Source organism: Microbacterium maritypicum (assembly GCF_008868125.1).
Lineage (GTDB): Bacteria > Actinomycetota > Actinomycetes > Actinomycetales > Microbacteriaceae > Microbacterium > Microbacterium maritypicum.
The window spans coordinates 173,793-195,135 of sequence record NZ_WAAQ01000003.1; the positions used below are offsets into that span (position 1 = coordinate 173,793).

The window sequence follows — 21,343 nt, forward strand, 5'->3', positions numbered from 1 at the left end:
GACAGGGCGACACGCCGCCCGCGGATAGACTGGGAGCCATGTCCAAGGTCCTCCAGTCCCTGCCCGTCGGCGAGCGCGTCGGCATCGCCTTCTCCGGAGGACTCGACACCTCCGTCGCCGTCGCCTGGATGCGCGAGAAGGGCGCCGTGCCCTTCACCTACACCGGCGACCTCGGTCAGTACGACGAAGACGACATCGCATCGATCCCGGGTCGCGCGCTGGAGTACGGCGCCGAGGCCTCGCGGCTGATCGACTGCAAGACCGCCCTGGTCGAAGAGGGCTTCGTCGCCCTCTCCTGCGGCGCCTTCCACATCCGCTCCGGCGGCAAGACCTACTTCAACACGACGCCCCTCGGGCGCGCAGTCACCGGCACCATGCTGGTGCGCGCCATGAAGGAGGACGGCGTCGACATCTGGGGCGACGGCTCCACCTACAAGGGCAACGACATCGAGCGGTTCTACCGCTACGGTCTGCTCGCCAACCCGCGCCTGCGCATCTACAAGCCGTGGCTCGACGCCGACTTCGTCACCGAGCTCGGCGGCCGCAAGGAGATGAGCGACTGGCTCGTCGCCCGCGACTTCCCCTACCGTGACTCCGCCGAGAAGGCCTACTCGACCGACGCCAACATCTGGGGTGCGACGCACGAGGCCAAGACGCTCGAGCACCTGAACGTGTCGCTCGAGACCGTCGACCCCATCATGGGCGTCAAGTTCTGGGACCCGTCCGTCGCCATCGAGACCGAAGACGTCACCGTCACCTTCGAGGCCGGTCGCCCCGTGGCGATCAACGGCGTCGAGTACAGCGACCCGGTGGCCCTGGTCATGGAGGCCAACACGATCGGCGGACGCCACGGCCTCGGCATGAGCGACCAGATCGAGAACCGCATCATCGAGGCGAAGTCCCGCGGCATCTACGAGGCCCCGGCCATGTCGCTGCTGTTCATCGCCTACGAGCGCCTGGTCAACGGCATCCTGAACGAAGACACCCTCGCGACGTACCACGAGCAGGGTCGCCGCCTCGGTCGCCTCATGTACGAGGGACGCTGGCTCGAGCCGCAGTCGCTCATGCTGCGCGAGTCGATCCAGCGCTGGGTCGGCCTCACGATCTCGGGCACCGTCACGATCCGTCTGCGCCGCGGCGACGACTGGACCATTCTCGACACCGTCTCGCCGAACCTCTCTTACGGGCCCGAGAAGCTGTCGATGGAGCGCGTCGGCGACGCGGCCTTCGGACCGGTCGACCGCATCGGCCAGCTCACGATGCGCAACCTCGACATCGCCGACTCGCGCGCACGCCTCGAGCAGTACGCGGGCCTCGGTCTCGTCGGAGGTGCAACCGGTGAGCTCGTCGGCCGCGTGACGGCGGGCGAGTCGAGTGAGATCACCGACTCGGTCCCCGGTTCGATCTCCGAAGCCGACGAGACTCTGGCCGGCGCCGTCGACTCCGCATCCGAGGGCGCGGCCTTCGACTCCGGCACCGACTGACCCGACGAACGCACGACGGATGCGCCGACGCCCTGAGGGTGTCTGCGCATTCGTGCGTCAGGCCACTCTTCTCGCCTCGGCGATCCGCGTCGCAGAGCGATCGATGATGCCCGGGAGCACATCGTCGAACAGGAACAGGAGCGCGGCACGCCCCCATCGCGCAACGCATGACACCACACGACGCGGACGGAGCCGGCGGGGCACCCGTCGCCGAACGCCTCGCGGCGAGCGCCGGTGCGGATATGATGCGAAGGCGCGACCCTGAAACGCGCACTGGGGCTCGGTGGGACTGAGTTCCACCTGTCTACCCGAAAGAGTTCTCGACGATGATGACCGATTCGCAGGAATCCGCCGTACCTTCTCGCCCCTCGCTGGGCGTTCGCATCGGACGCATCGCGTTCCTCGTGGTCGCCGGAATCATCGTGATCGCCGTGGCTGCGGCGTTCTTCGTCACGTGGACGATCCAGCGCTCGTTCCCGCAGACCGGCGGATCCGTCGAGCTCGACGGACTCACGGCCGAGGTCACGGTGCAGCGCGACGACCGCGGCATCCCGACCATCACCGCCGACTCGACCGACGACCTGTTCTACGCTCAGGGGTTCGTGCACGCACAGGACCGCTTCTTCGAGATGGACTTCCGTCGCCATGTCACCGCCGGCCGCGTCGCCGAGATGTTCGGGGAGTCGCAGGCGGGGACCGACGCGTTCCTGCGCACGCTCGGCTGGCGCAAGGTCGCCGAGGCCGAGGTCGAGGCGATGGACGACACCACCCGTAGCTACTACGAGGCGTACGCGGATGGTGTGAACGCCTATCTGGCCTCGCGGTCGGGCGCCGAACTGTCGCTCGAGTACGCCGTGATCGGCCTGCAGAATCCCGACTACGCGCCCGAGCCCTGGGAGCCCGCGGATTCCGTGGCCTGGCTCAAGGCCATGGCCTGGGACCTCCGCGGCAACATCGAGGACGAGACCGAACGATCGCTCCTGGCAGCCGAGCTGAGCGGCGACACGGATGGCGAGGGCACGGATCCCACGGCGACCGAAGACACTCTCGCCAAGCTCTACCCCGACTACCCGTTCGACGAGAACCCCGTGATCGTCCCGAAGATCTCGACCGTTCCGACGCTCGGCACCGACGCGGAGCCTGCGGCGTTCACCCCCACCGAGACCGAGGGAGAAGTCCAGCAGGCCTCCACGACCATCGAATGGGAGGAGACGTCGAGCGTCATCGAGGCAGCGAGCGTTCTGGTGGGCGACGTCGGCGAGGGCATCGGCTCGAACTCCTGGGTCGTCTCCGGCGCCCTCACCGAGACCGGGATGCCCCTGCTCGCGAACGACCCGCACCTCGGAGCATCCCTCCCCTCGGTCTGGTACCAGGTGCAGTTGAAGTGCTCGACGGTGGACGAGGCGTGCCCGTTCGATGTCGGAGGCTTCTCGTTCTCAGGGCTCCCCGGCATCGTGATCGGCCACAACCAGAAGGTCGCCTGGGGGTTCACGAACCTCACCACCGACGTCACCGACCTCTACATCGAGCGCGTCGAAGGCGACCAGTACTGGCGCGACGGGGCACTGGTACCCCTCGAGGAGAGCACCGAGACGATCAAGGTCGCGGGCGGTGACGACATCGAGCTCACCATCCGCTCGACCGTGCACGGGCCCCTCATCTCGGGCCTCACCGACGACTTCACCGCGATCGCCGGCGACCCCGAACCCGCGCTCGAGGCTGAGGCCGCCGCCCCGACCGCCCCGGTCCCCGGTTCCGAGGACGACGCCGAGTACGCCGTGAGCCTCCGGTGGACGGCCCTGGACCCCGGCACCGCGGCGACCGCGATCTTCGCGCTCTCCACCGCGCAGGACTTCGAGGACTTCCGCTACGCCGCCTCGCTCTTCGATGTGCCGGCCCAAAACCTCATCTACGCCGACACCGAGGGCAACATCGGGTACCAGACGCCCGGTCGCCTCCCGATCCGCGGCGCCGGGGACGGGTGGATGCCTCAGCCCGGGTGGGACAGCAGCTACGACTGGACGGGCTTCATCCCGTTCGAGGAACTGCCGGTGTCGTACAACCCGAACTCCGGGTACATCGTGACCGCGAACAACGCGATCGTGACCGACGACTACGAGTACTTCCTCTCCCGAGACTGGGACTACGGCTACCGAGCGGCACGGATCGCCCACCTCATCGAACGGCGGGCGGCCGTCGCGCCCCTGACCGCGGAAGACATGCGCGAGATCCAGATGGACAACGAGATGTGGATCGGCACGCAGCTGGCGAGCGTCATGGGCGACGTCGACGTGTCCGGCGCCGGTCCGACCGAGGCCGTCGAACTCCTGCAGGGATGGGACGCCCAGAACACGGCATCGTCGCCTGCCGCGGCCTATGCGAACGTGCTGTGGTCGAACCTGGTGCAGAACATCTTCGCCGAGCGCGCCCAGCCCCTCCCCATCGACGGTCAGGCCCGCCTCTTCACGGTCGTCTCCGCGATGCTGGCCGATCCCTCCGACCCGCTCTGGGTCAACGAGCAGATCGACGTCGACGGGATGGAGCAGATGCTGGCGCTGTCGGCGCAAGAGGCCTACGACGAGCTCGCGGCACTGCAGGGAACCACCGTCTCACGCTGGAACTGGGGCGACCTGCACGCGATCACCCTCACCAGCGACACGCTCGGCTCGTCGGGCATCGCGCCGATCGAAGCGCTCTTCAACCGAGGGCCGTTCCCGGTGGGCGGAGGTGCGTCCGTGGTGAATGCGACCGGGTGGGAGCTCGGCGTCTCGTACGCGACCACCACCGTGCCGTCGATGCGCATGGTGATCGATCTGTCGGATCTCGACGCGTCGACGTGGAACCACCTCACCGGTGCCTCCGGCCATGCCTACAACGAGCACTACACGGATCAGACGGCGGACTGGGCAGCAGGCATCCAGAAGCCGTGGGCGTACTCGGCGAAGGCGGTGAAGGCGGCTGCCGTCGACAGTCTGGTGCTGACTCCGGCCGGCTGAGCGAAGGGCGCGCGACGGCGTCCCGAGCGGCGCCTCAGGATGCTCGGCTACCGTTGGTGGGTGCCATCCAGCTATCTCGCCCCCAAGGGCACCTCCGTCACGCTCCTGGAGTTCGAGCACGGAGGTGCGACGCTCATCGCCGAGACGTTCGGCGACGGACCGCACACGTACCTTCTCCTGCACGGCATCGGCATGGGTCGCAGCGTCTACCTCGACGTCGTGCAGCGCCTGGAGGGGCGGGTCATCGCGGTCGATCTGCCCGGCTTCGGCGAAGCGCCCGAGCCCACGCGGACCCTCACGATGGAACGGCACGCCGACCTCGTCGCCGCCTACCTCCGACACGTGGACTCAGGCCCCGTCGTGGTGATCGGTCACTCGATGGGCAGCCAGATCGCGGCCGAGCTCGCCGCGCGGCATCCGTCCCTCGTCGAGGCGGTGGTGCTCGCCGGCCCGACCGTCAACAAGGCGGCACGCAACATCGGCGCGCAGGCGCGGTATCTGCTGACCGACCTCGTCGGAGAACGACCGCTCGTCCTCTGGCGCGGAGCCAGGGAGTACCTCCGCGGCGGCCCCCACCTCTTCCGCAAGATGCGCGCCACCATCGTGCACGAGCCCGAAGACGCCTTCGTGCGCATCGAGTGCCCCGTGCTCGTGCTGCGGGGAGAGAGCGACCCGCTCGCCCCGATGAGCTGGTGCCGCGAGATCATCGACGCCATCCCCGGCGCCGACCTCGAGGTCATCCCCGACCACGGTCACGGCACGCTCATCAGCGACTCCGAGCCGGCGGCGCGCCTGATCCACGAGTTCACCGCCCGCCTCTGAGACGGTGGCCGCGGGTCAGCCTGCGGCGGGCGGGGTCTGCTTCGACTCGGCAAGCTCGTCCACGACGAGGCCCCGCTGTTCGATGGTGCCGTTGCGGTAGGCCTGCCGCCCGACCATGTGCGCCGAGAGCGGGGCGGTCGCGAACTGCATGAGCACGACCGGGGCGACGAGCACGAAGCCGAGCAGGATGCCGCCGATCGAACGTTGCGACAACGCGATCGCGATGCAGATGAGCAGCAGTCCGAGCACCTGGGGCTTGGTCGCCGCGTGCAGACGGGACGGCACATCCCGGAAGTGCAGCAGCCCGACGGCCGCCGACAGGCACAGCACGGCGCCGAGCAGGATGAGCACCAGCACCGCCACGTCGATGACGGCATCGGGGATCATGAGACCGAACACGTTCATGGTGTCGTGTTGTCCCTTCTCGCGACGAACCGGGCGACGGCGATCGACCCGAACACTCCGACGGCCGCGATGATCAGGAGCACGGGGATGTTGCGGGTGTGGCCGTTGATGGCCATCTCGGCACCGATCACGCACATCACCTCGGTGAGGAGCACGTCGGAGGCGACGGCGCGGTCGAGGATCGACGGCCCGCGCACGATGCGGATCAGGGCGAGGACGGCGGCGAGGCCGAACACCACCATGATCAGCAACAGCAGGATGTTCATCGGGCACCGCCCTTCGTCGCTCCGACGCCCGCACGCTCGTCAGCCTTGAGGGCGCGGTACTGAGCGGGGTCGCCGAGGGCTCGCACGACGCGTCGCTCCCAGCGGAGCACCCCGGCGCGCTGCTTCTCGACGTCGTCGAGGTCGCGCACGCCGATTACGTGCAGATAGAGGATCTGCCGATCGCGATCGGTGTCGACGACCAGGGATCCGGGGATCAGCGAAGACACGACAGCGACGTGCGTCATCACCAGGTCGTCGGCGTAGCGCAGCGGCACCGCGATGATGGCCGTGCCCGGCTGACGACGGAAGTCGAACACCTGCACCGTGACCGAGAGGGCGCCCCTCAGCACGGCGAACAGGAACTGCACCACGAACAGCGCGGCGTACCAGAGGTTGATCCGGCCCGAGAGCGCGACGGTCGGCAGGCGGAAGACGCGGGTGACGAAGATCGCGACGACGAGTCCGGTGAGGAACGACAGCACGGTGAACTGCGCCCACAGCAGCATCCAGAGCACGACGAGCCACGCGAGGAACGGCAGCTGCACGCGGATGTCGCGCCAGAGGTGACGTCGGGTGTCACGCGCCATCAGCCCACCTCCTGTTCCAGCTGCACGAGGCTCACGGGCTGCAGCAACGAGGCGCCGATGCGGTCGCACAGTGCGTAGAGAGGGCCGGCGAAGATCGTCAGGGCCAGTGTGACCGCGACCATGCCGCCGGTCGCCAGGGTCATGATCTTCGGTATGCGGCGACGCTCCTGCTGCTCATCGGCGGCCGGTGCGTTGCCGAGGTACGAGATGCGCCCCTCGGTCTCGGTGGAGTCCTCCTCCTCGCGCCAGAAGGCGAGGTTCCAGGCGCGCATCAGGGCGTACAGGGTCAGCAACGACGTGACGATGCCGCCGAAGATCAGCACGATCATGATCGGAGTGCCGACCGACGCCGCCGCCTCGAACAGCGCGAACTTGCCGATGAACCCCGAGAAGGGCGGCAGGCCGCCGAGGTTGATCGCGGGCACGAAGTAGAGGATGGCGATCAGGGGCGCGACCTTCAGCAGTCCCTTGACGCGCAGGATCGACGTGCTTCCCGCTCGGCGTTCCACGAGCCCCACGGCGAGGAAAAGAGTCGTCTGCACCACGATGTGGTGAACGATGTAGTACACCGTGGCGCCGATCGCGGCGGGCGTCGCGATCGCGAGACCGAAGATCATGTAGCCGACGTGGCTCACCAGAGTGAACGACAGGATTCGTTTGAGCTCGGCCTGCGCCACGGCGCCGAGCACACCGACGATCATGGTCGCGAGGGCGATGATCAGCAGCACGGTGTCGATGCTGTTCGAGGCGAACAGCTGCGTCTCCGTGCGGATCAGCGCGTACACGCCGACCTTCGTCAGCAAGCCGGCGAACACCGCCGTGACCGGAGCCGGTGCGGTCGGATACGAGTCCGGCAGCCAGAACGACACCGGGAAGATGGCCGCCTTGATGCCGAACGCCACCACGAGCATGAGGTGCAGCACCAGCTGCGTCTCCTGCGGGAGTTCCGACATCCGCTCGGCGATCTGAGCCATGTTGACCGTGCCGAGAGCCCCGTAGATCATCGCGATCGAGGCGAGGAACAGGATCGACGAGACCAGCGAGACGACGATGTAGACGGCGCCGGTGCGGATGCGGGATTCGGTGCTGCCGAGCGTGATCAGCACATACGAGGCCACGAGCAGGATCTCGAAGCCGACGTAGAGGTTGAAGAGGTCGCCCGCGATGAAGGCGTTGAAGATGCCGGCCGCGAGGATCAGGTACGAGGGGTTGAAGATCGAGATCGGGGTCTCGTCGGTGCCGTCCGCGGCGCCCTGGCCGATGGAGAAGAGCAGCACCGCGAGCAGCACGATGCTGGAGATGAGCACCAGGAGCGCGGCGAGCCTGTCGACGTAGAGCACGATGCCGAAGGGCACGGGCCAGCCGCCGACCGACACCGCCAGCGGCGCACCGGAGTCGACCACGACCAGGAGCACGGCGGCGATCACCGAGACGGCAGCGAGGGTCGCGACCGTGACGACGACCTGCAGGCGCGGGTTCCGACCGAACACGAGCGTGACGGCGGCCCCGAGCAGAGGTAGCGCGACCAGGAGCGGGACGAGGGCGGTCATGGCCTGCCCTCCTCGTTCTCGTCGCGGTCATGGGGTTCGTCGGGGCTCGGTTCACGGCCCTCGTCTGAGGGCGCAGCGGGTTCGCTCCCCCATCCGGTCGGGGCGTCGAAGGGAGCGTCGTCATGGATCGACGGGTGGTCGCGCATGTGCAGAACCGTGATCGGCGCGGTCTGCACGCCGACGAAGTCCGTCGTCGCCTCGTCGTCGTCGGTCTCGGACTCGTCGTCCATGAGGTCTTCGTCGGCGTCGGTGCGCTCGCGGAGCGCGATGTCGGCCTCGTCGTCCTCGACCGTGTCGGCCTGGCCCAGCTGCCAGGAGCGGTAGATCAGGGCGAGGAGGAATGCCGAGACCGCGAACGTGATCACGATGGCGGTGAGGGTGAGCGCCTGCGGGAGCGGATCGCTCATCTCGCCCTCCGTGCCGAAGAACGGGGCATTGCCGGGGACGCCCATCACGATCAGCAGCAGCAGGTTCGTGGCGTTGCCGAGCAGCAGGAAGCCGATCAGCACGCGGGTCAGGCTGCGCTCCAGCATCGCGTACACGCCGCATGCGAAGAGGATGGCCATGATGACGATGAGGGTGAGGGAGACGTCCATCAGCTGCTCCTCCCGCCCCGGGAGAGGAATCCTTCAGGACCCGGCGTGGTGCGAAGTGCCGCCTGACGGTCGACCTCGGCACCGAGGCTGCGCAGCACGTCGAGCACGAGTCCGATCACGACGAGATACACGCCCACGTCGAAGATGGTCGAGGTGACGAACTCCATGTGCCCGATGCCGGGGATCTCCCACTCCCAGAAGGTGCTGGTCAGGGGCGCCAGGCCGAAGAACAGCGGGACGACGGCGGTGCCGACGGCGAGGATGAGGCCGGTGCCGAGTAGCCGACCCGCATCGGTGGGAGCCGCGGCGCCCAGCTCCCAGCGACCGCCGGCGATGTAGCGCATCACCAGGGCCATGCCGGCGACGAGACCGCCGGCGAAGCCGCCGCCGGGCAGGTTGTGACCGGCGAACAGCAGGAAGATCGACACCACGATGATGGTGTGGAACAGGATGCGGACGATCACCTCGAGCAGGATCGACCTGTTCTCGGGCTTCATCTTCTGCCCGCCGACGAGCCAGGCCCGGGGGCTGCTCTCGTTCTCGGAGGTCTGGAAGCGGATGCCCTCGGTGGTCTCGACGAGCGGACGGCTGCGCGCGGCCTTGCGCGTGGCGCGCGGGAGGTTCTTGGTGGCGGCGAGCAGGTCGGCGCGGTGCGTGACGAACACGAGGGAGGCCACACCGGTCGCGGCGAGCACCAGCACCGAGAGCTCGCCCATGGTGTCCCAGCCACGCAGGTCGACCAGCGCCACGTTGACGACGTTCTTGCCGTGGCCGATCTCGTACGCGAGCCTCGGGAAGGCCTCCGAGATCGGGGTGGCCACACGGGACTGGGTGGCGACGACCGCGACGAAGGCCATCGTGACGCCCACCCCGATGGCCAGCAGCGCCCGGGGGATGCGTCCGACCGAGGCGTTGTGCTCACCCATGCGTGCGGGGAGGCGACGGAGCACGAGCGCGAAGGTGACCATCGTCACCGTCTCGACGAGGATCTGCGTGAGCGCGAGGTCAGGGGCGCCGCTCGTCGCGAACAGCACCACCATGCCGAGGCCGGTGACCGAGACCAGCACCACCCCGGTGTACCGCTTCTGCGCGCGGACGGCGAAGACGCCGGCGATCGCCATGATCGGCGCGACCACGATCTGCGCCGGGGTGTGCCAGGCCGACAAGTGGTACCGATCGATGTCGCTCGCGATCAGCGCCGTGACCTCGGCGGCGACGAACACGACGAAGATCGTGCCGACGTAGACCGGCAGCGAACCGCGCTGCGTGAGCGTGGTGCTGAGCACCGAGAGCCGGTCGACCCCGCGCATGACGAGGTAGTACACGTCGGCCGCGGTGAAGCGCAGGAACCGCGCCTTGCGGTCCCAGCCGGTCTTCCGAGTGAGCAGGAAGAGCCCGATGCCGAGGACGATCGACAGGATCGAGATGCCCAGCGCGGGTTCGAATCCGTGCCAGAGCGCGAGGTGGCCGGGGCCCTCGACGGCCTCACCGGCGTGGTCGAGCCCGGGTGTCGCGGTGAGGGCGTAGCCCTGCAGAGCCGTGTCGAGTGCGGGGGCGCCGATACCCGCGGCGAGTGTGACGCCGGCGAGGATGATCGGTGCGGACAGGAAGCCGACCGGCGGGTCAGGCCACGCCGTGTCCGGCAGCTGCCCACCCTGTTCGTCGCGCTTCTTCCAGAACGCCCCCCAGAGGAAGCGCACGCCATATGCCGCAGTGAGCATGGATCCGAGGACGATCCCGATCAGGGCGACGAGGCCCCAGGGAGAACCGCCCTGCGCGTCGTCGAGGAGGGCCGTGAGAGTCGACTCCTTGGCGACGAAGCCGATGGTGGGGGCGATGCCGGCCATCGAGGCGACCGAGATGAATGCCGCTGTCGCCATGACCGGCGCCTGTCGCCCGACACCGGAGAGCTCGTTGATGTCACGCGTCGACAGCTGACGGTCGATGACGCCGACGATGAGGAACAGCGCCGACTTGAACAGCGCGTGCCCGATGACCAGGGCGAGTCCCGCGAGCGCGGTGGCCTGCGTGCCGTAGCCGACCACGATGGCGAAGAAGCCGAGCTGGCTGACCGTGCCGAACGCGAGGATGCGCTTGAGGTCGGTCTCGCGCAGTGCCTGGATGCCGCCGAGCAGCATCGTCACGATGCCGAGGGTGATGACGATCGGGCGCCACGTCGTGCTGAAAGCGAAGATCGGTGCGAAGCGGGCGATGAGGTAGATGCCGGCCTTGACCATCGCGGCCGCGTGCAGATAGGCGCTCACCGGCGTGGGAGCGGCCATGGCGCCGGGAAGCCAGAAGTGGAAGGGGAACAGCGCCGACTTGCTGATCGCTCCGATCAGGAGCATCACGATCGCGGCATCCACGAGGGGCCCGCTGGGCGCGATCGCGAGGATCTCGCGGATGCTCGAGGTTCCGGTGTCGACCACGAGCAGCACGACGCCCACGAACATGACGAGGCCGCCGAGCGTCGTCACGAGCAGGGCCTGCAGCGCCGCACGACGGCTGGCCGCGCGACGGCGGTAGTGACCGATGAGGAGATAGGAGAGGATGCTCGTGACTTCCCAGAACATCACGAGGATCACCAGGTCGTCGGTCAGGACGAGTCCGTACATGGCGCCCGCGAAGCCCAGCAGCACCCCGGCGAACTGCCCGACGCCCGCCGAGTCCTCGTAGAAGTACCAGCGGCAGTAGAGGAGAACCAGTGCGCCGACGCCCGTGACGATCAGGGTGAGCACCCACCCGAGCACGTCCATGTTCATGGAGAGGTTCAGACCCAGTTGGGGGATCCACTCGACCGATTCGAACGGTACCGGCCCGTCGAGCACCTGCGGCGTCATGACCAGCGCGTGCACGAAGGCGGCGGTCGGAACGAGGGCGGCGATCGCGAAGGCCTGAGCCCCGAGCCAGCGCACCAGAACGGGCATCAACAGCGACCCGAGGAGGAACACAGCGAGGAGCATCAGCATATACGCGGCTCCCTCAGGGCTCGTCGGCCGTTTGGCTCAGGCGGGCGGGTGTACATACAGTTTACCGGCGCGAGAGGTTCCTGAGGTCCACCGTTGCACGATCGTGCGAGAGTAGGCCCATGCGGCGGGTCTGGGTTCGAGAGCTCGCGGGCTGGTCGGGGGCGCTGGCCGTCGCGCTGATCACGGCGGCACAGATCGCTTCGTCTGCTCGCTCTGAGCTGCTGTTCCGTGACGGGGATTCCCTGATCGTGGCTCTTTTCGCGAGATCCGTCCTCTCAGGTGCACCCCTCGACTGGGCGATGTCGAGCGTGCTGTTCCTGCCAGAGTCCGCGGTGTTCGCCGGCCTCGACACGCTGCTTCCGCTCGACGTGAACGGATTGCTCGCCGTCAATGCCGTCATCAACATACTCGCGCTCTACGGTGCCCTCCGGCTGGTCGCGGGCCGGCGGCGGAAAGGTACGGCTCCGGTCGCGTGGGCTCTCGTGGGACTGGTGACCTTCGGCGTCCTGGCCATGACCGACGTGTCGGGATCGAGGGACGCTCTGGACCTCGCATCCCTCGTGCTGACGACGACCTACTACTCGGCGACCGTCGTCGCCGTCGTGCTGTCGGTCGGCCTGGTGCGGCGGCTCGTCGACCGGGATCGATTCGGTGGAGCGCTCCTGGTCGTCCTCGGTGCCACGGCCGCGATCGCCACGCTCTCGAACCCGCTCTACGCCGTCTGGGCTACGGTTCCGATCACCCTGGTCCTCGCCCTGATGCTCCCTCGCGCGCCCCACCGCAGCCGCCCGACGATGATCCTCGTCGCTCTCATCACCGGCACCGCCCTCGGCTTCCTGGGTCGCATTCCGCTTCGGGCATGGATCAGCAACACCGGAGCCGACTACATCCAGCCCGAGCAGTGGACGGAGTCGGTGGGGTATTACGGAGCCCTCCTCACCACGCGCGCGGGGACGCCGGCCGGGGTGATCGGCATTCTGATCGTGATCGCGCTCATCGTGCTCGCGGTCGTGGGCACGGCACGGGCGGAAGACTTCGGGTCGCGGTTCGTCTCCACCGTCGCGTGGACCATGCCCGTCCTCGTGATCATCGGCGCGATCGTCCTGGGCACGCACGCCGCCCGCTACCTGCAGCCCCTCGCGTTCGCCCCGGTGCTCGCCCTGGTGGCGGCGCCGCGTTCCTGGCGAGCGCCGTTCCGGGTGCAGTCCGTCGTCGCGGCCACCGTGTCCGCGCTTCTCTTGATCGGCGGCGCGCTCAGCGTTCCCCGGCTGGTCGGCGCGAGCGCGAGCCCCGATCCCGATCTGACGTGCGTGACCGATTGGGTGAACGCCTCGGGTCGCACCGGTGCCGGCCAGTTCTGGACGGTGCGCCTGCCCAAGCTGCATGTGGAGGATCCCGCCCGTCTCGTGCAGGTCGATCATGAGCTCAACGACTATGCATGGCTCGTGAACCGAGAGGACTTCGAGGCCCGCGAGGTGTCGTTCCTCGTGGAGGATGCGCAGACCGTCGAGTGGCGTCTTCCCACATCGGAGATCCCCGACGAGGTGATCGACTGCGGTCGATATCGCATCATCGACTTCGGCGACGCCACTGTGCCGCTCGGCCCGCAGCACAGCTGAGGCGACGGTCGTCGCAGCCGCTCAGCGGGGAACGGGGCCGGTCGTCGTGCCGGCGCGGAACACACACGTGAGGTGCTGCGTCATCCCGGGCTCACCGCCGAGCATGCGGGCGACCTGCTCCCCCGCCGCGCGGCCCTTCTCGACGGCCGGCTGCACGCTGGTGGTGAGGGTGAGACCGCCGAGTCCGTCGACCTCGATGCCGTCGAAACCGGCCACGGAGAGATCTTCGGGCACGCGCAGCCCGAGTTCCTCCGCCGCGCGGATCACCCCCACGGCGAGCAGGTCGCTCTGTGCGAGCACGGCGGTCGGTCGAGTGGCGGGGTCCGTCAGGAGCATCCTGCCGACCAGCACCCCCTCGTCGATGAGGCTGCCGGATGCCGAGATCGCCGGGGCGTCGGGGAACACCTGGCGCATCCCCTCGAGTCGATGCACGGTGACGTCGACGGTGGCGTTCGCGATCCGCTCCGGGCTCACCGCGGCCCGCTCCCGCTCGCTGTCGAGCGGGAGCGTGACCAGGGCGACATCGCGGTGGCCGAGATCGTGAACGTGTCGCGCGACGTCGGCGGAGGCGGCGACGTTGTCCAGGGTGATGCGCGGGATCTCCCCTCCGGCATCGCCTTCGATCACGACGACAGGCAGACCACGACCGACGACCACTTCGAGCGAGGCCTTCGTCCGCCCGGAGCAGCCGATCAGCACGAAGGCATCGACGGGTGCGTGCGTGATCGCGGCACCCTCCTCCCCCGGCTCGTCCCGCATCAGAAGGATGCCCGCGCTGAGGTCGGCGAGCCCGTCGGTGAGCCCGTCCATCATGGCCGTGGTCACCGGGTCGAGGAATGCCGCGCGCAGATGCCCTTCGAGAACGACGGCGACGATGCCGCTGCGTCCGCGGCGCAGGGATGCCGCGCGAGGATCCGGACCGGCGTAACCGAGGTCGGCAGCGGCGGCGAGCACACGCTCTCGTGTGGCAGCCGCCACGTTCGCCTTGCCGCTGAAGACGACCGAGGCGGTGGATGTCGCCACGCCCGCCTCGCGTGCGACGTCGGCGATCGTGGGCCGACGCGGCGTCTCCTGACTGCTCATACTTCGAGGATAGCTCCCTTCGCTTCCCTCGGGTCGAATCGATTCGATAGGCTGTCCGACATGGAAACAGCCCTCTCCCGTTCGCAGTTCGTGCGCTGGCGCGCCGCGATCTTCGCCATCTTCCTCGCGAGCGGCCTCTCGATCGCGACCTGGGCGTCACGCGTCCCCGGGATCAAAGAGGCGCTGGGTCTGGACAACGCGCAAGTCGGTCTCATCCTTCTCGGCATGGGCGTGTCGTCGATCGTCGGCATCTCGACGGGCCCGGCCGTGATGGCGCGCCTGGGTGCTCGACGCGGGATGCTGCTGACGATGCTGACGTTCGCGCTCGGCATCGTGCTCGTCGGGCTGGGCGCCAACGTCTTCGGTTCGGTCCCCGTCGTCCTCATCGGCATGGTGCTCTTCGGCTTCGGCAACGGATCGGTCGACGTCATGATGAACGTCGAGGCGACCGCGATCGAACAGCAGATGGGCCGGACGATCCTCCCGGTCTTCCATGCGTTCTTCAGCTTCGGCACGGTCATCGGCGCGGGGATCGGAGCCCTCGCGGCACAGCTCACGATCGACGTCGCCACCCACGCCGCGATCATGGGCGCACTGATCGCCGTGATCGCCGTCGTCTGCTTCTTCCAGGTGCCCGTGCGCGAGGCCGCCCTCGACCCGGCGCCCCACGAGAAGCCGGCGTTCCGCGCACGCATGCACACCGCGCTCGAAGCCTGGCGCGAACCTCGCACCTACCTGATCGGCGTGGTCATGCTCGGCATGTCGTTCGCCGAGGGCGGCGCCAACGACTGGATCGCCCTGGGCACAGAACAGGGTCACGGCTTCGCCGAGGGCACCGGCGCCGTCTCGCTCGCCGTGTTCTCGGTCGGCATGACCATCGTGCGCCTGTTCGGCGGACCCCTCGTCGACCGGTTCGGACGCGTCCTGGTGCTGCGCGTCCTCGCAGTGGCGGCGGCCTCGGGCATCCTGCTGTTCATCCTCGCTCCCACCTTCCCGCTCGTGCTCGTCGGGGCGGCGCTCTGGGGTATCGGCGCATCGCTCGGCTTCCCGCTGGGCATGTCCGCCGCGGCGGACGATCCCGCGAAGGCGGCCGCCCGGGTGAGCGCTGCGGCCACGATCGGCTACATCGCGTTCCTCGGCGGACCGCCCGTCCTCGGAATCATCAGCGAGCACATCGGCCTGCTGAACACCCTGTTCATCCTGGTCGCTCTGGTCGTGATGTCCGGACTGTTCTCAGGTGCAGCGCGTCCGCTGCGCGAAGACGAGAAGATCCCGGTCACGACGGCGTCACAGGACTGACGTTCAGCCCTCGCGACCCCGCACGAGGGCCGCGGCGTGCGAGCGGCTGCGCGCTCCGAGTTTGGTGAGCACGTTCGAGACATGCGTCTTGACCGTGGGCACCGAGATGCGCAGCCTCGCGGCGAGCTGGGCGTTGGACCACCCCTGCAGTATCCCGTCGAGCACCTCCTGCTCCCGCACCGTCAGGTCGGAGAAATCCCCCCGACGCGAGACGGGCACCGACGGCATCGCACTCTGGGCGACCGCGGCGAGCGCGCGTCGGGTCACCCGCGGATCCAGCGCGCCCTCCCCCGCCGCGACCGCCCGCACGGCCTGTGCGAGAGCGGGAGCGTCGACCGTCTTCAGCAGGAAGCCCACCGCGCCGGCACGGATCGCTCCGAACACGAGGTCGTCCTCGTCGAAGCTCGTCAGGACCAGGACATCGCCCAGACCGCGCTCGACGATCTCCCTGGTCGCCGAGATCCCGTCTCGCCCCGGCATCCGCAGGTCCATGAGGACGACGTCGGGACGCAGCGCCGCGGCATTGCGCACAGCGACGTCGCCGTCGGCGGCCTCCCCGACCACGGTGATCCCCTGCGCCTCGAGCATGATGCGCAGCCCCGCCCTGATCGCGCCGTGATCATCCGCCAGCAGCACAGTCGGAGCCGTCATGCCGTCGCCTCCCTCGGGATCCGGGCGTGGACCGACCATCCGCCGGCGACCGGACCCGCTGCGAAGACACCACCCAGTGCGCCGACGCGTTCCCGCAGCATCTGCAGCCCCCAGCCCTCGTCGCCGTGGGCGGCTGCACGGCTGGCGACGCCACCACGCGAGCGCACCTCCACCCGCACCTCGGCGCTGCTCCCACGGATCCCGACCTCGACGTCGGCACCGCTCGCATGGCGGACGCAGTTGTTCAGCGCCTCCCGCACGATGCGGATGACGGCTTGTTCGCGTGCCGCTCCGAGATCGTCGACGTCATCGACGACCAGGCGCACCACCAGCCCTCCACGTTCCGCCTCCTGCACGATTGCCGCGAGATCCGCCCACCGCGGCGTGGGGGCGAGGGTGCCGTCGCCTCGCCGAAGCACCGAGATCATGGATCGCAGCGCCCCATGGGCATCGAGCCCCGCATCACGCACGGCCTGCAGGGCTTCTCGGTCCGCCGTGCGGTCGGGCACGGTCGACAGTGCGGCCTCGGCCCGGATCGCCATCGCCATCACGTGACCTGCGACCACGTCGTGCAGCTCCCTCGCCATCGTCTCGCGCTCCCGCTGCACCGCCTCGGCGCGGTCACGCTCGGCGACGGCAGCCGCGGCCTCCGCACGCTGGCGGTGCAGCTCGGCGAGCTCGTGCGCCTGGGAGACGGCCACCGCCCACCAGTAGTCGGTACCGAAGATCGCACCGAACTGGACCCCGATGAGAAAGGCCACGGCGAGCGACACATCGGTGAAGAGCCAGGCGACGAGGAACAGCACGGCCGTCGACAGGGCCAGCGCGATGAGCAGCACCCGTCGCCCCTGCGGCCCCGCGAGGAAAGACGCCGTCCACAGCACGTCCAGGAGCACCACCAGGGTGCCGATGCCCCCGACGGTGAGCAGATCGACAACGAACAGGAGCGTGACGAGCACGAGAACCGTCACGGGCAGGCGCCTCTTGACGAGGGCGAGGGCGCAGGCGGGCAGGGCGAGCGCCAGCGACCACCACGGGGAGACGGCTTCCTGGAGGATCGAGAACGGACCCCAGATCCCGCGGAACCCGAACCAGGCCATGACGACCGACAGGAACGCCATCCCCAACGGGTCCGCCCACCAGCGGTGCCGACGGTACCAGGCGCCGAATCCGCCTTCGACCTGCTCGTGCATGCCCTCATGCAATCACGGTGCGCGCCACCGCGCATCCGACGAAGGGATGAGCAGGTCGGAGGGAACGGTACTTTCGCCCGATCCGCCGCGGCCCCGGCTCGGCGAGCGTGGAGACATGGAACTCTTCGGCGGACTGCCGCTCCCCTTCTCTCTCGCTCTCCTGGCGCTGATCGACGGGCTGAGCGTCGGCACACTCCTCATCCCCGTCTTCCTGCTCCTGCATCCGGGGCGGGTGCACGCCCGACGCATCCTGCTGTACCTGGTGACGATCGCCGCGTTCTACCTGCTCGTCGGCCTCCTGTTCCTCTGGGGGTTGGTGAACCTCGTCGACGTCGCGTCCGACTTCCTGGCCTCGCCCGCCGGACTGATCATCCGCCTCCTCGTGGGCGGAGCGCTCCTCATCACCGCCTTCGTGATGCCGACCGGTGACAAGAGTGCCGCAGCGGCCTCCCCGTCCGCCTCGCTGCCCGCCTCCGCGTCGGTCCTGCCGGGAACGGACCTGCCGACCGCACACGAGGCGAGCGGATCGTCGATCACGACCCCGCCTCCTGCGCCAGCCGCAGTGGCGGAGCCTCGGGCGCGCGCCGGTCGCATCACCCGGTGGCGGGAGCGACTGCTCGACCCCCGCACCCGCGGCACCGCGGTGATGGCCGTGGCTGTCGCGGCAGGGCTAGTCGAGGTCGCCACCATGCTTCCCTACATCGTCGCGATGACGATGCTCGCGGATGCCGGAATCGACACCCCGCTGCGCGTGCTCTCGCTCGTCGGCTACTGCGCGCTGATGATCCTGCCCGCTGTCGTGCTGCTCGTCCTCCGCCTGGTCGCCGCCCCGCTGGTGCAAAGGCCGCTCGAACGATTCGCCGCCTGGATGGAGCGCACCGGCGCCGAGAACACCGCATGGATCATCGGCATCATCGGATTCCTCATCGCGCGCTCCGCCGCCACCGAGCTCGGGCTCTTCCAGGCGATCGGATCCTTCCTCGACCGATGACCGCCGCGCCCGCGGAGTGCGACCGCGGCGCACCCCCCGACGAAGTAGGCTCGACGGGTGCGTCTCGTCATCGCCCGCTGCTCGGTCGACTACACCGGTCGGCTCAATGCCCATCTCCCGCTCGCCACGCGTCTGCTCGTGCACAAGGGAGACGGGAGTCTGCTCGTGCACTCCGACGGCGGCAGCTACAAGCCGCTCAACTGGATGAGCCCGCCGTGTTCGCTCTCGAGCGAAGAGCCGGGCGAGGAAGAGGCCAGCGCCGGCGTGGTCGAAGTCTGGCGCGTCACGCACAAGAAGACCGGCGATGCGCTGCGTGTGCAGATCTACGAGATCATCCACGACACCTCGCACGAGTTGGGCATCGATCCCGGGCTCCAGAAAGACGGCGTGGAGGCCGACCTGCAGCGACTTCTCGCCGAGCAGGTCGAGCGCATCTCCGAGGGCGCCACGCTCGTGCGCCGCGAATACCCGACGGCCATCGGCCCCGTCGACCTTCTGGTGCGCGATGCCGACGGCGCCGCGATCGCGGTCGAGATCAAGCGACGCGGCGACATCGACGGCGTGGAGCAGCTGACCCGCTATCTCGAACTTCTGGGTCGCGACCCGCACCTCTCCCCCGTGCAGGGTGTGTTCGCCGCGCAGGAGATCAAGCCGCAGGCACGCGTGCTCGCTGAGGACCGCGGAATCCGCTGCCTGGTGCTCGACTACGACGACATGAAGGGCATCGAGTCGGGCATCCCCCGCCTGTTCTGAGGCGTCGCCCGTCAGCGCGCGGCGATGAGCCGGGGTGTCGGGCCCTCAAGGCGCGCGATCGCGATCTTCACCTCGACGATCTCTTGCTCGATACGGTCGAACCGTGCATCGAGCTTCGCGTCCTGCGCTTCAAACCGCGCATCGAGCTTCGCGTCCTGCGTTTCGAACCGCGAATCGAGCTTCGCGTCCTGCGTTTCAAACCGCGAATCGAACTTCGCGTCCTGCGTTTCGAACCGCGCATTGAACGTCGCCAGCACCTCCGCGAATCGCGCGTCCATCCGGTTGATCATCCAACCGAAACCGCTGATGATCGCCACCAGTAGCGTCACTGCTGTCGCCAGCATCGTGATGACTTCCACCGACACGTACATGCCCCCTATTCTCGCCCGCGAATCCACCGTTGTCACGACCTTATATGTGGACACTAGGCGTTCACATGAGGCGTGCAGAAGTGACTCAGTTGCACACCTGTGCAGGAAGAGCGGCCATCGCCGTCCCGGCCCATAGGCTGGAGAGATGCCTCACTCCCCCTACTCCTGCGTGCTGTGGGACGTCGACGGCACCATCGTCGACGCGTCCGTCGGCATCCTTCGCCGGCTGAATGTCGCGCTCACCCACTTCGGGCGTCCGGCACCGACACGCGAGGAACTGGTGCACTGGATCGGCCCGCCCATGTTCCAGTCCTTCCAGGACCAGGCGGGCATGACGCCGGAGCAGTCCGCCGAGGCGGTCGCCTTCTACCGCACGCTCGGCAAGGCCGACGGCTACACGACCGACGCCGCGACCTACCCCGGCGTGGTGGACCTCATCAACGAACTGCACGCTACGGGAATGCCGCAGGCGACAGCCAGCTCGAAGCCCGAGAACCAGGTCGACGCACTGGTCGACCACTTCGGACTCCGGCCCGCATTCCTGACGACCGTCGGGGCAACGCCCGACGAGTCGACCCTCGCCTCGAAGACCGACATCGTCGCCGAAGCTCTTCGTCGGCTGCGCGAGCACGGCGCCGACACCTCACGCCCCGTCCTCATCGGCGATCGGCACCACGATGTCGAGGGTGGCAACGCCAACGACGTCCCGGTGATCTTCGTCGAGTGGGGCTTCAGCGACGCCCACGAGGGTGACGAAGCCGCGTTCCGGGTGGCCTCCGTGGCCGAACTCCGCTCTCTGCTGCTGACCTGACCGGCGCGCTGGTGCGCGACCTGCAGACCACACGCCACGTGCAGGGAGCCGAATCGGACCCGGAAAGCACAGAACTCCCCGCCGGATGACGCATCGGGACGCGATCCGGTGGGGAGTTCTGTGTCTCGCCCGTCTCAGACGGGGCGAATGTTCTCTGCCTGCAGGCCCTTCGGGCCCTGCGCCACATCGAACTCGACTCGCTGGTTCTCTTCGAGAGACCGGTAGCCGGATGACTGGATGGCGGAGTAGTGCGCGAAGACGTCAGCGCCTCCGTCGTCGGGGGAGATGAAGCCGAAGCCCTTCTCCGAGTTGAACCACTTAACCGTGCCCTGGGTGCTCATGTACTGCCTGTTCTGCTGGTGAAGAAGCCGACGCAGGGATGCCCCGACATCGCTAACGCTAGTGGAGGAGGCCCCGAGCGGAATAGCACCTGCAAGAAGGTAATCCAAATGTTGCACGAGCGGCACGCGGCCGTCATCCGGCGCGTTCGGAGGCGCACGGCCCAGAAGGCGCCCAGAAAATGGTGTGGCCCTCACCGCGGGGGGAGCGATGAGGGCCGAAGACGACCGGAGGGTGCGTCAGAGACAGCTTAGCTCCTTTTCGACGTCCTTGTCCCCCTTTTGGGGGACAAATCTGAACTTCGTCGCGAGGGCGAACGATAGCGGCCCCCTCGAGTAGCCCATTGGGGACTGAACTACTCGAGAGGGCCCAATCGCACGCACAGATCGTCTGCCCCTGGGGTGGGCCGCCGCCTCGTGGGGAGAGACGTAGACGATCAATCCCCTCGTGCATGCACCTTCACCATAGGGGAGGAAGCGCCGTCCCGTCACGGAATTTCCACCCGGGCGAGACCGGCGCGGTCGGGGCCTGACCCTGAGGAGTCCGCGGGTCTCGTCC

General features: G+C 68.4%; 19 protein-coding genes. 8 read left to right on the forward strand and 11 right to left on the reverse strand.

The genetic code is table 11. The features are described 5' to 3' along the window. The first annotated feature begins 38 nt into the window (after positions 1-38). The 3 genes from argG to F6W70_RS16520 all read left to right on the forward strand — a co-directional run bounded on the left by argG (position 39) and on the right by F6W70_RS16520 (position 5,302). Positions 39-1,484: an argininosuccinate synthase gene (argG, locus tag F6W70_RS16505; protein WP_017829985.1), complete on the forward strand. Its 1,446-nt coding sequence runs from the start codon at positions 39-41 to the stop codon at positions 1,482-1,484. 329 nt (positions 1,485-1,813) lie between these two features. Then, entirely contained in the window at positions 1,814-4,480 is a 2,667-nt protein-coding gene (locus tag F6W70_RS16515) for a penicillin acylase family protein (RefSeq protein ID WP_151487496.1), read from the forward strand. A gap of 60 nt (positions 4,481-4,540) precedes the next feature. Then, entirely contained in the window at positions 4,541-5,302 is a 762-nt protein-coding gene (locus F6W70_RS16520) for an alpha/beta fold hydrolase (RefSeq protein ID WP_141385580.1), read from the forward strand. 15 nt (positions 5,303-5,317) lie between these two features. On the opposite strand, the gene mnhG is transcribed toward F6W70_RS16520, so the two are convergent. From mnhG to F6W70_RS16550, 6 genes are read right to left on the reverse strand one after another with little or no spacing between them, the layout of a single operon-like run. Next, the gene (gene mnhG / locus F6W70_RS16525) at positions 5,318-5,707 is read right to left on the reverse strand and encodes a monovalent cation/H(+) antiporter subunit G (protein WP_046748040.1); all 390 of its coding nucleotides are present in this window, start codon (positions 5,705-5,707) and stop codon (positions 5,318-5,320) included. After that, positions 5,704-5,973 carry an MrpF/PhaF family protein gene (locus F6W70_RS16530; protein ID WP_017829980.1) on the reverse strand — a complete coding sequence of 90 codons (270 nt, stop codon included), beginning with the start codon at positions 5,971-5,973 and terminating at the stop codon, positions 5,704-5,706. The genes mnhG and F6W70_RS16530 overlap by 4 nt, the downstream gene beginning before the upstream one ends. Further along, a complete protein-coding gene (locus F6W70_RS16535; RefSeq protein WP_017829979.1) occupies positions 5,970-6,560 on the reverse strand; it encodes a Na+/H+ antiporter subunit E in 591 nt (196 codons plus the stop codon). Before F6W70_RS16535 ends, F6W70_RS16530 begins: the two co-directional genes overlap by 4 nt. After that, positions 6,560-8,110, reverse strand: a complete 1,551-nt coding sequence (locus F6W70_RS16540; protein ID WP_017829978.1) for a Na+/H+ antiporter subunit D — start codon at positions 8,108-8,110, stop codon at positions 6,560-6,562. The genes F6W70_RS16535 and F6W70_RS16540 overlap by 1 nt, the downstream gene beginning before the upstream one ends. Then, a complete protein-coding gene (locus F6W70_RS16545; RefSeq protein WP_127481404.1) occupies positions 8,107-8,706 on the reverse strand; it encodes a Na(+)/H(+) antiporter subunit C in 600 nt (199 codons plus the stop codon). The genes F6W70_RS16540 and F6W70_RS16545 overlap by 4 nt, the downstream gene beginning before the upstream one ends. Then, positions 8,706-11,675 carry a Na+/H+ antiporter subunit A gene (locus F6W70_RS16550; protein ID WP_151487366.1) on the reverse strand — a complete coding sequence of 990 codons (2,970 nt, stop codon included), beginning with the start codon at positions 11,673-11,675 and terminating at the stop codon, positions 8,706-8,708. The genes F6W70_RS16545 and F6W70_RS16550 overlap by 1 nt, the downstream gene beginning before the upstream one ends. Before the next feature lie 119 nt (positions 11,676-11,794). Between F6W70_RS16550 and F6W70_RS16555 the strand changes: the two genes are divergently transcribed. Beyond that, on the forward strand, positions 11,795-13,294 hold the full coding sequence (locus F6W70_RS16555) for a hypothetical protein (RefSeq protein ID WP_151487367.1): 1,500 nt from the start codon (positions 11,795-11,797) through the stop codon (positions 13,292-13,294). A 21-nt stretch (positions 13,295-13,315) separates the two neighbouring features. On the opposite strand, the gene F6W70_RS16560 is transcribed toward F6W70_RS16555, so the two are convergent. Continuing rightward, positions 13,316-14,377, reverse strand: coding sequence for a LacI family DNA-binding transcriptional regulator (locus tag F6W70_RS16560; RefSeq protein WP_055875561.1), 1,062 nt, complete (start codon positions 14,375-14,377; stop codon positions 13,316-13,318). A 60-nt stretch (positions 14,378-14,437) separates the two neighbouring features. On the opposite strand from F6W70_RS16560, the gene F6W70_RS16565 reads away from it, so the two are divergent. After that, complete coding sequence (locus F6W70_RS16565; protein ID WP_151487368.1) at positions 14,438-15,676, forward strand: MFS transporter; 1,239 nt, start codon at positions 14,438-14,440, stop codon at positions 15,674-15,676. 3 nt (positions 15,677-15,679) lie between these two features. Here the strand turns inward: F6W70_RS16565 and F6W70_RS16570 are convergent, their stop codons facing one another. Together F6W70_RS16570 and F6W70_RS16575 are read right to left on the reverse strand one after the other, a co-directional pair. Then, positions 15,680-16,327 (reverse strand): response regulator, encoded by a 648-nt coding sequence (locus F6W70_RS16570; protein WP_055875555.1) that lies wholly within the window; start codon positions 16,325-16,327, stop codon positions 15,680-15,682. Beyond that, positions 16,324-17,520 (reverse strand): sensor histidine kinase, encoded by a 1,197-nt coding sequence (locus F6W70_RS16575; RefSeq protein WP_151487369.1) that lies wholly within the window; start codon positions 17,518-17,520, stop codon positions 16,324-16,326. Before F6W70_RS16575 ends, F6W70_RS16570 begins: the two co-directional genes overlap by 4 nt. A gap of 115 nt (positions 17,521-17,635) precedes the next feature. Here F6W70_RS16575 and F6W70_RS16580 point away from each other — a divergent pair, with 115 nt between their 5' ends. Together F6W70_RS16580 and nucS are read left to right on the forward strand one after the other, a co-directional pair. Further along, positions 17,636-18,511, forward strand: coding sequence for a GAP family protein (locus F6W70_RS16580; RefSeq protein ID WP_151487370.1), 876 nt, complete (start codon positions 17,636-17,638; stop codon positions 18,509-18,511). A 57-nt stretch (positions 18,512-18,568) separates the two neighbouring features. Then, a complete protein-coding gene (gene nucS / locus F6W70_RS16585; RefSeq protein ID WP_055871644.1) occupies positions 18,569-19,264 on the forward strand; it encodes an endonuclease NucS in 696 nt (231 codons plus the stop codon). An 11-nt stretch (positions 19,265-19,275) separates the two neighbouring features. Here the strand turns inward: nucS and F6W70_RS16590 are convergent, their stop codons facing one another. Further along, a complete protein-coding gene (locus tag F6W70_RS16590; protein ID WP_151487371.1) occupies positions 19,276-19,635 on the reverse strand; it encodes a response regulator in 360 nt (119 codons plus the stop codon). Positions 19,636-19,780: 145 nt separating this feature from the next. Here F6W70_RS16590 and F6W70_RS16595 point away from each other — a divergent pair, with 145 nt between their 5' ends. After that, the gene (locus F6W70_RS16595) at positions 19,781-20,446 is read left to right on the forward strand and encodes an HAD hydrolase-like protein (protein ID WP_055871637.1); all 666 of its coding nucleotides are present in this window, start codon (positions 19,781-19,783) and stop codon (positions 20,444-20,446) included. A 134-nt stretch (positions 20,447-20,580) separates the two neighbouring features. Here F6W70_RS16595 and F6W70_RS16600 read toward each other — a convergent pair whose 3' ends face one another. Further along, positions 20,581-20,787, reverse strand: a complete 207-nt coding sequence (locus F6W70_RS16600; protein WP_017203899.1) for a cold-shock protein — start codon at positions 20,785-20,787, stop codon at positions 20,581-20,583. Positions 20,788-21,343 lie beyond the last annotated feature (556 nt).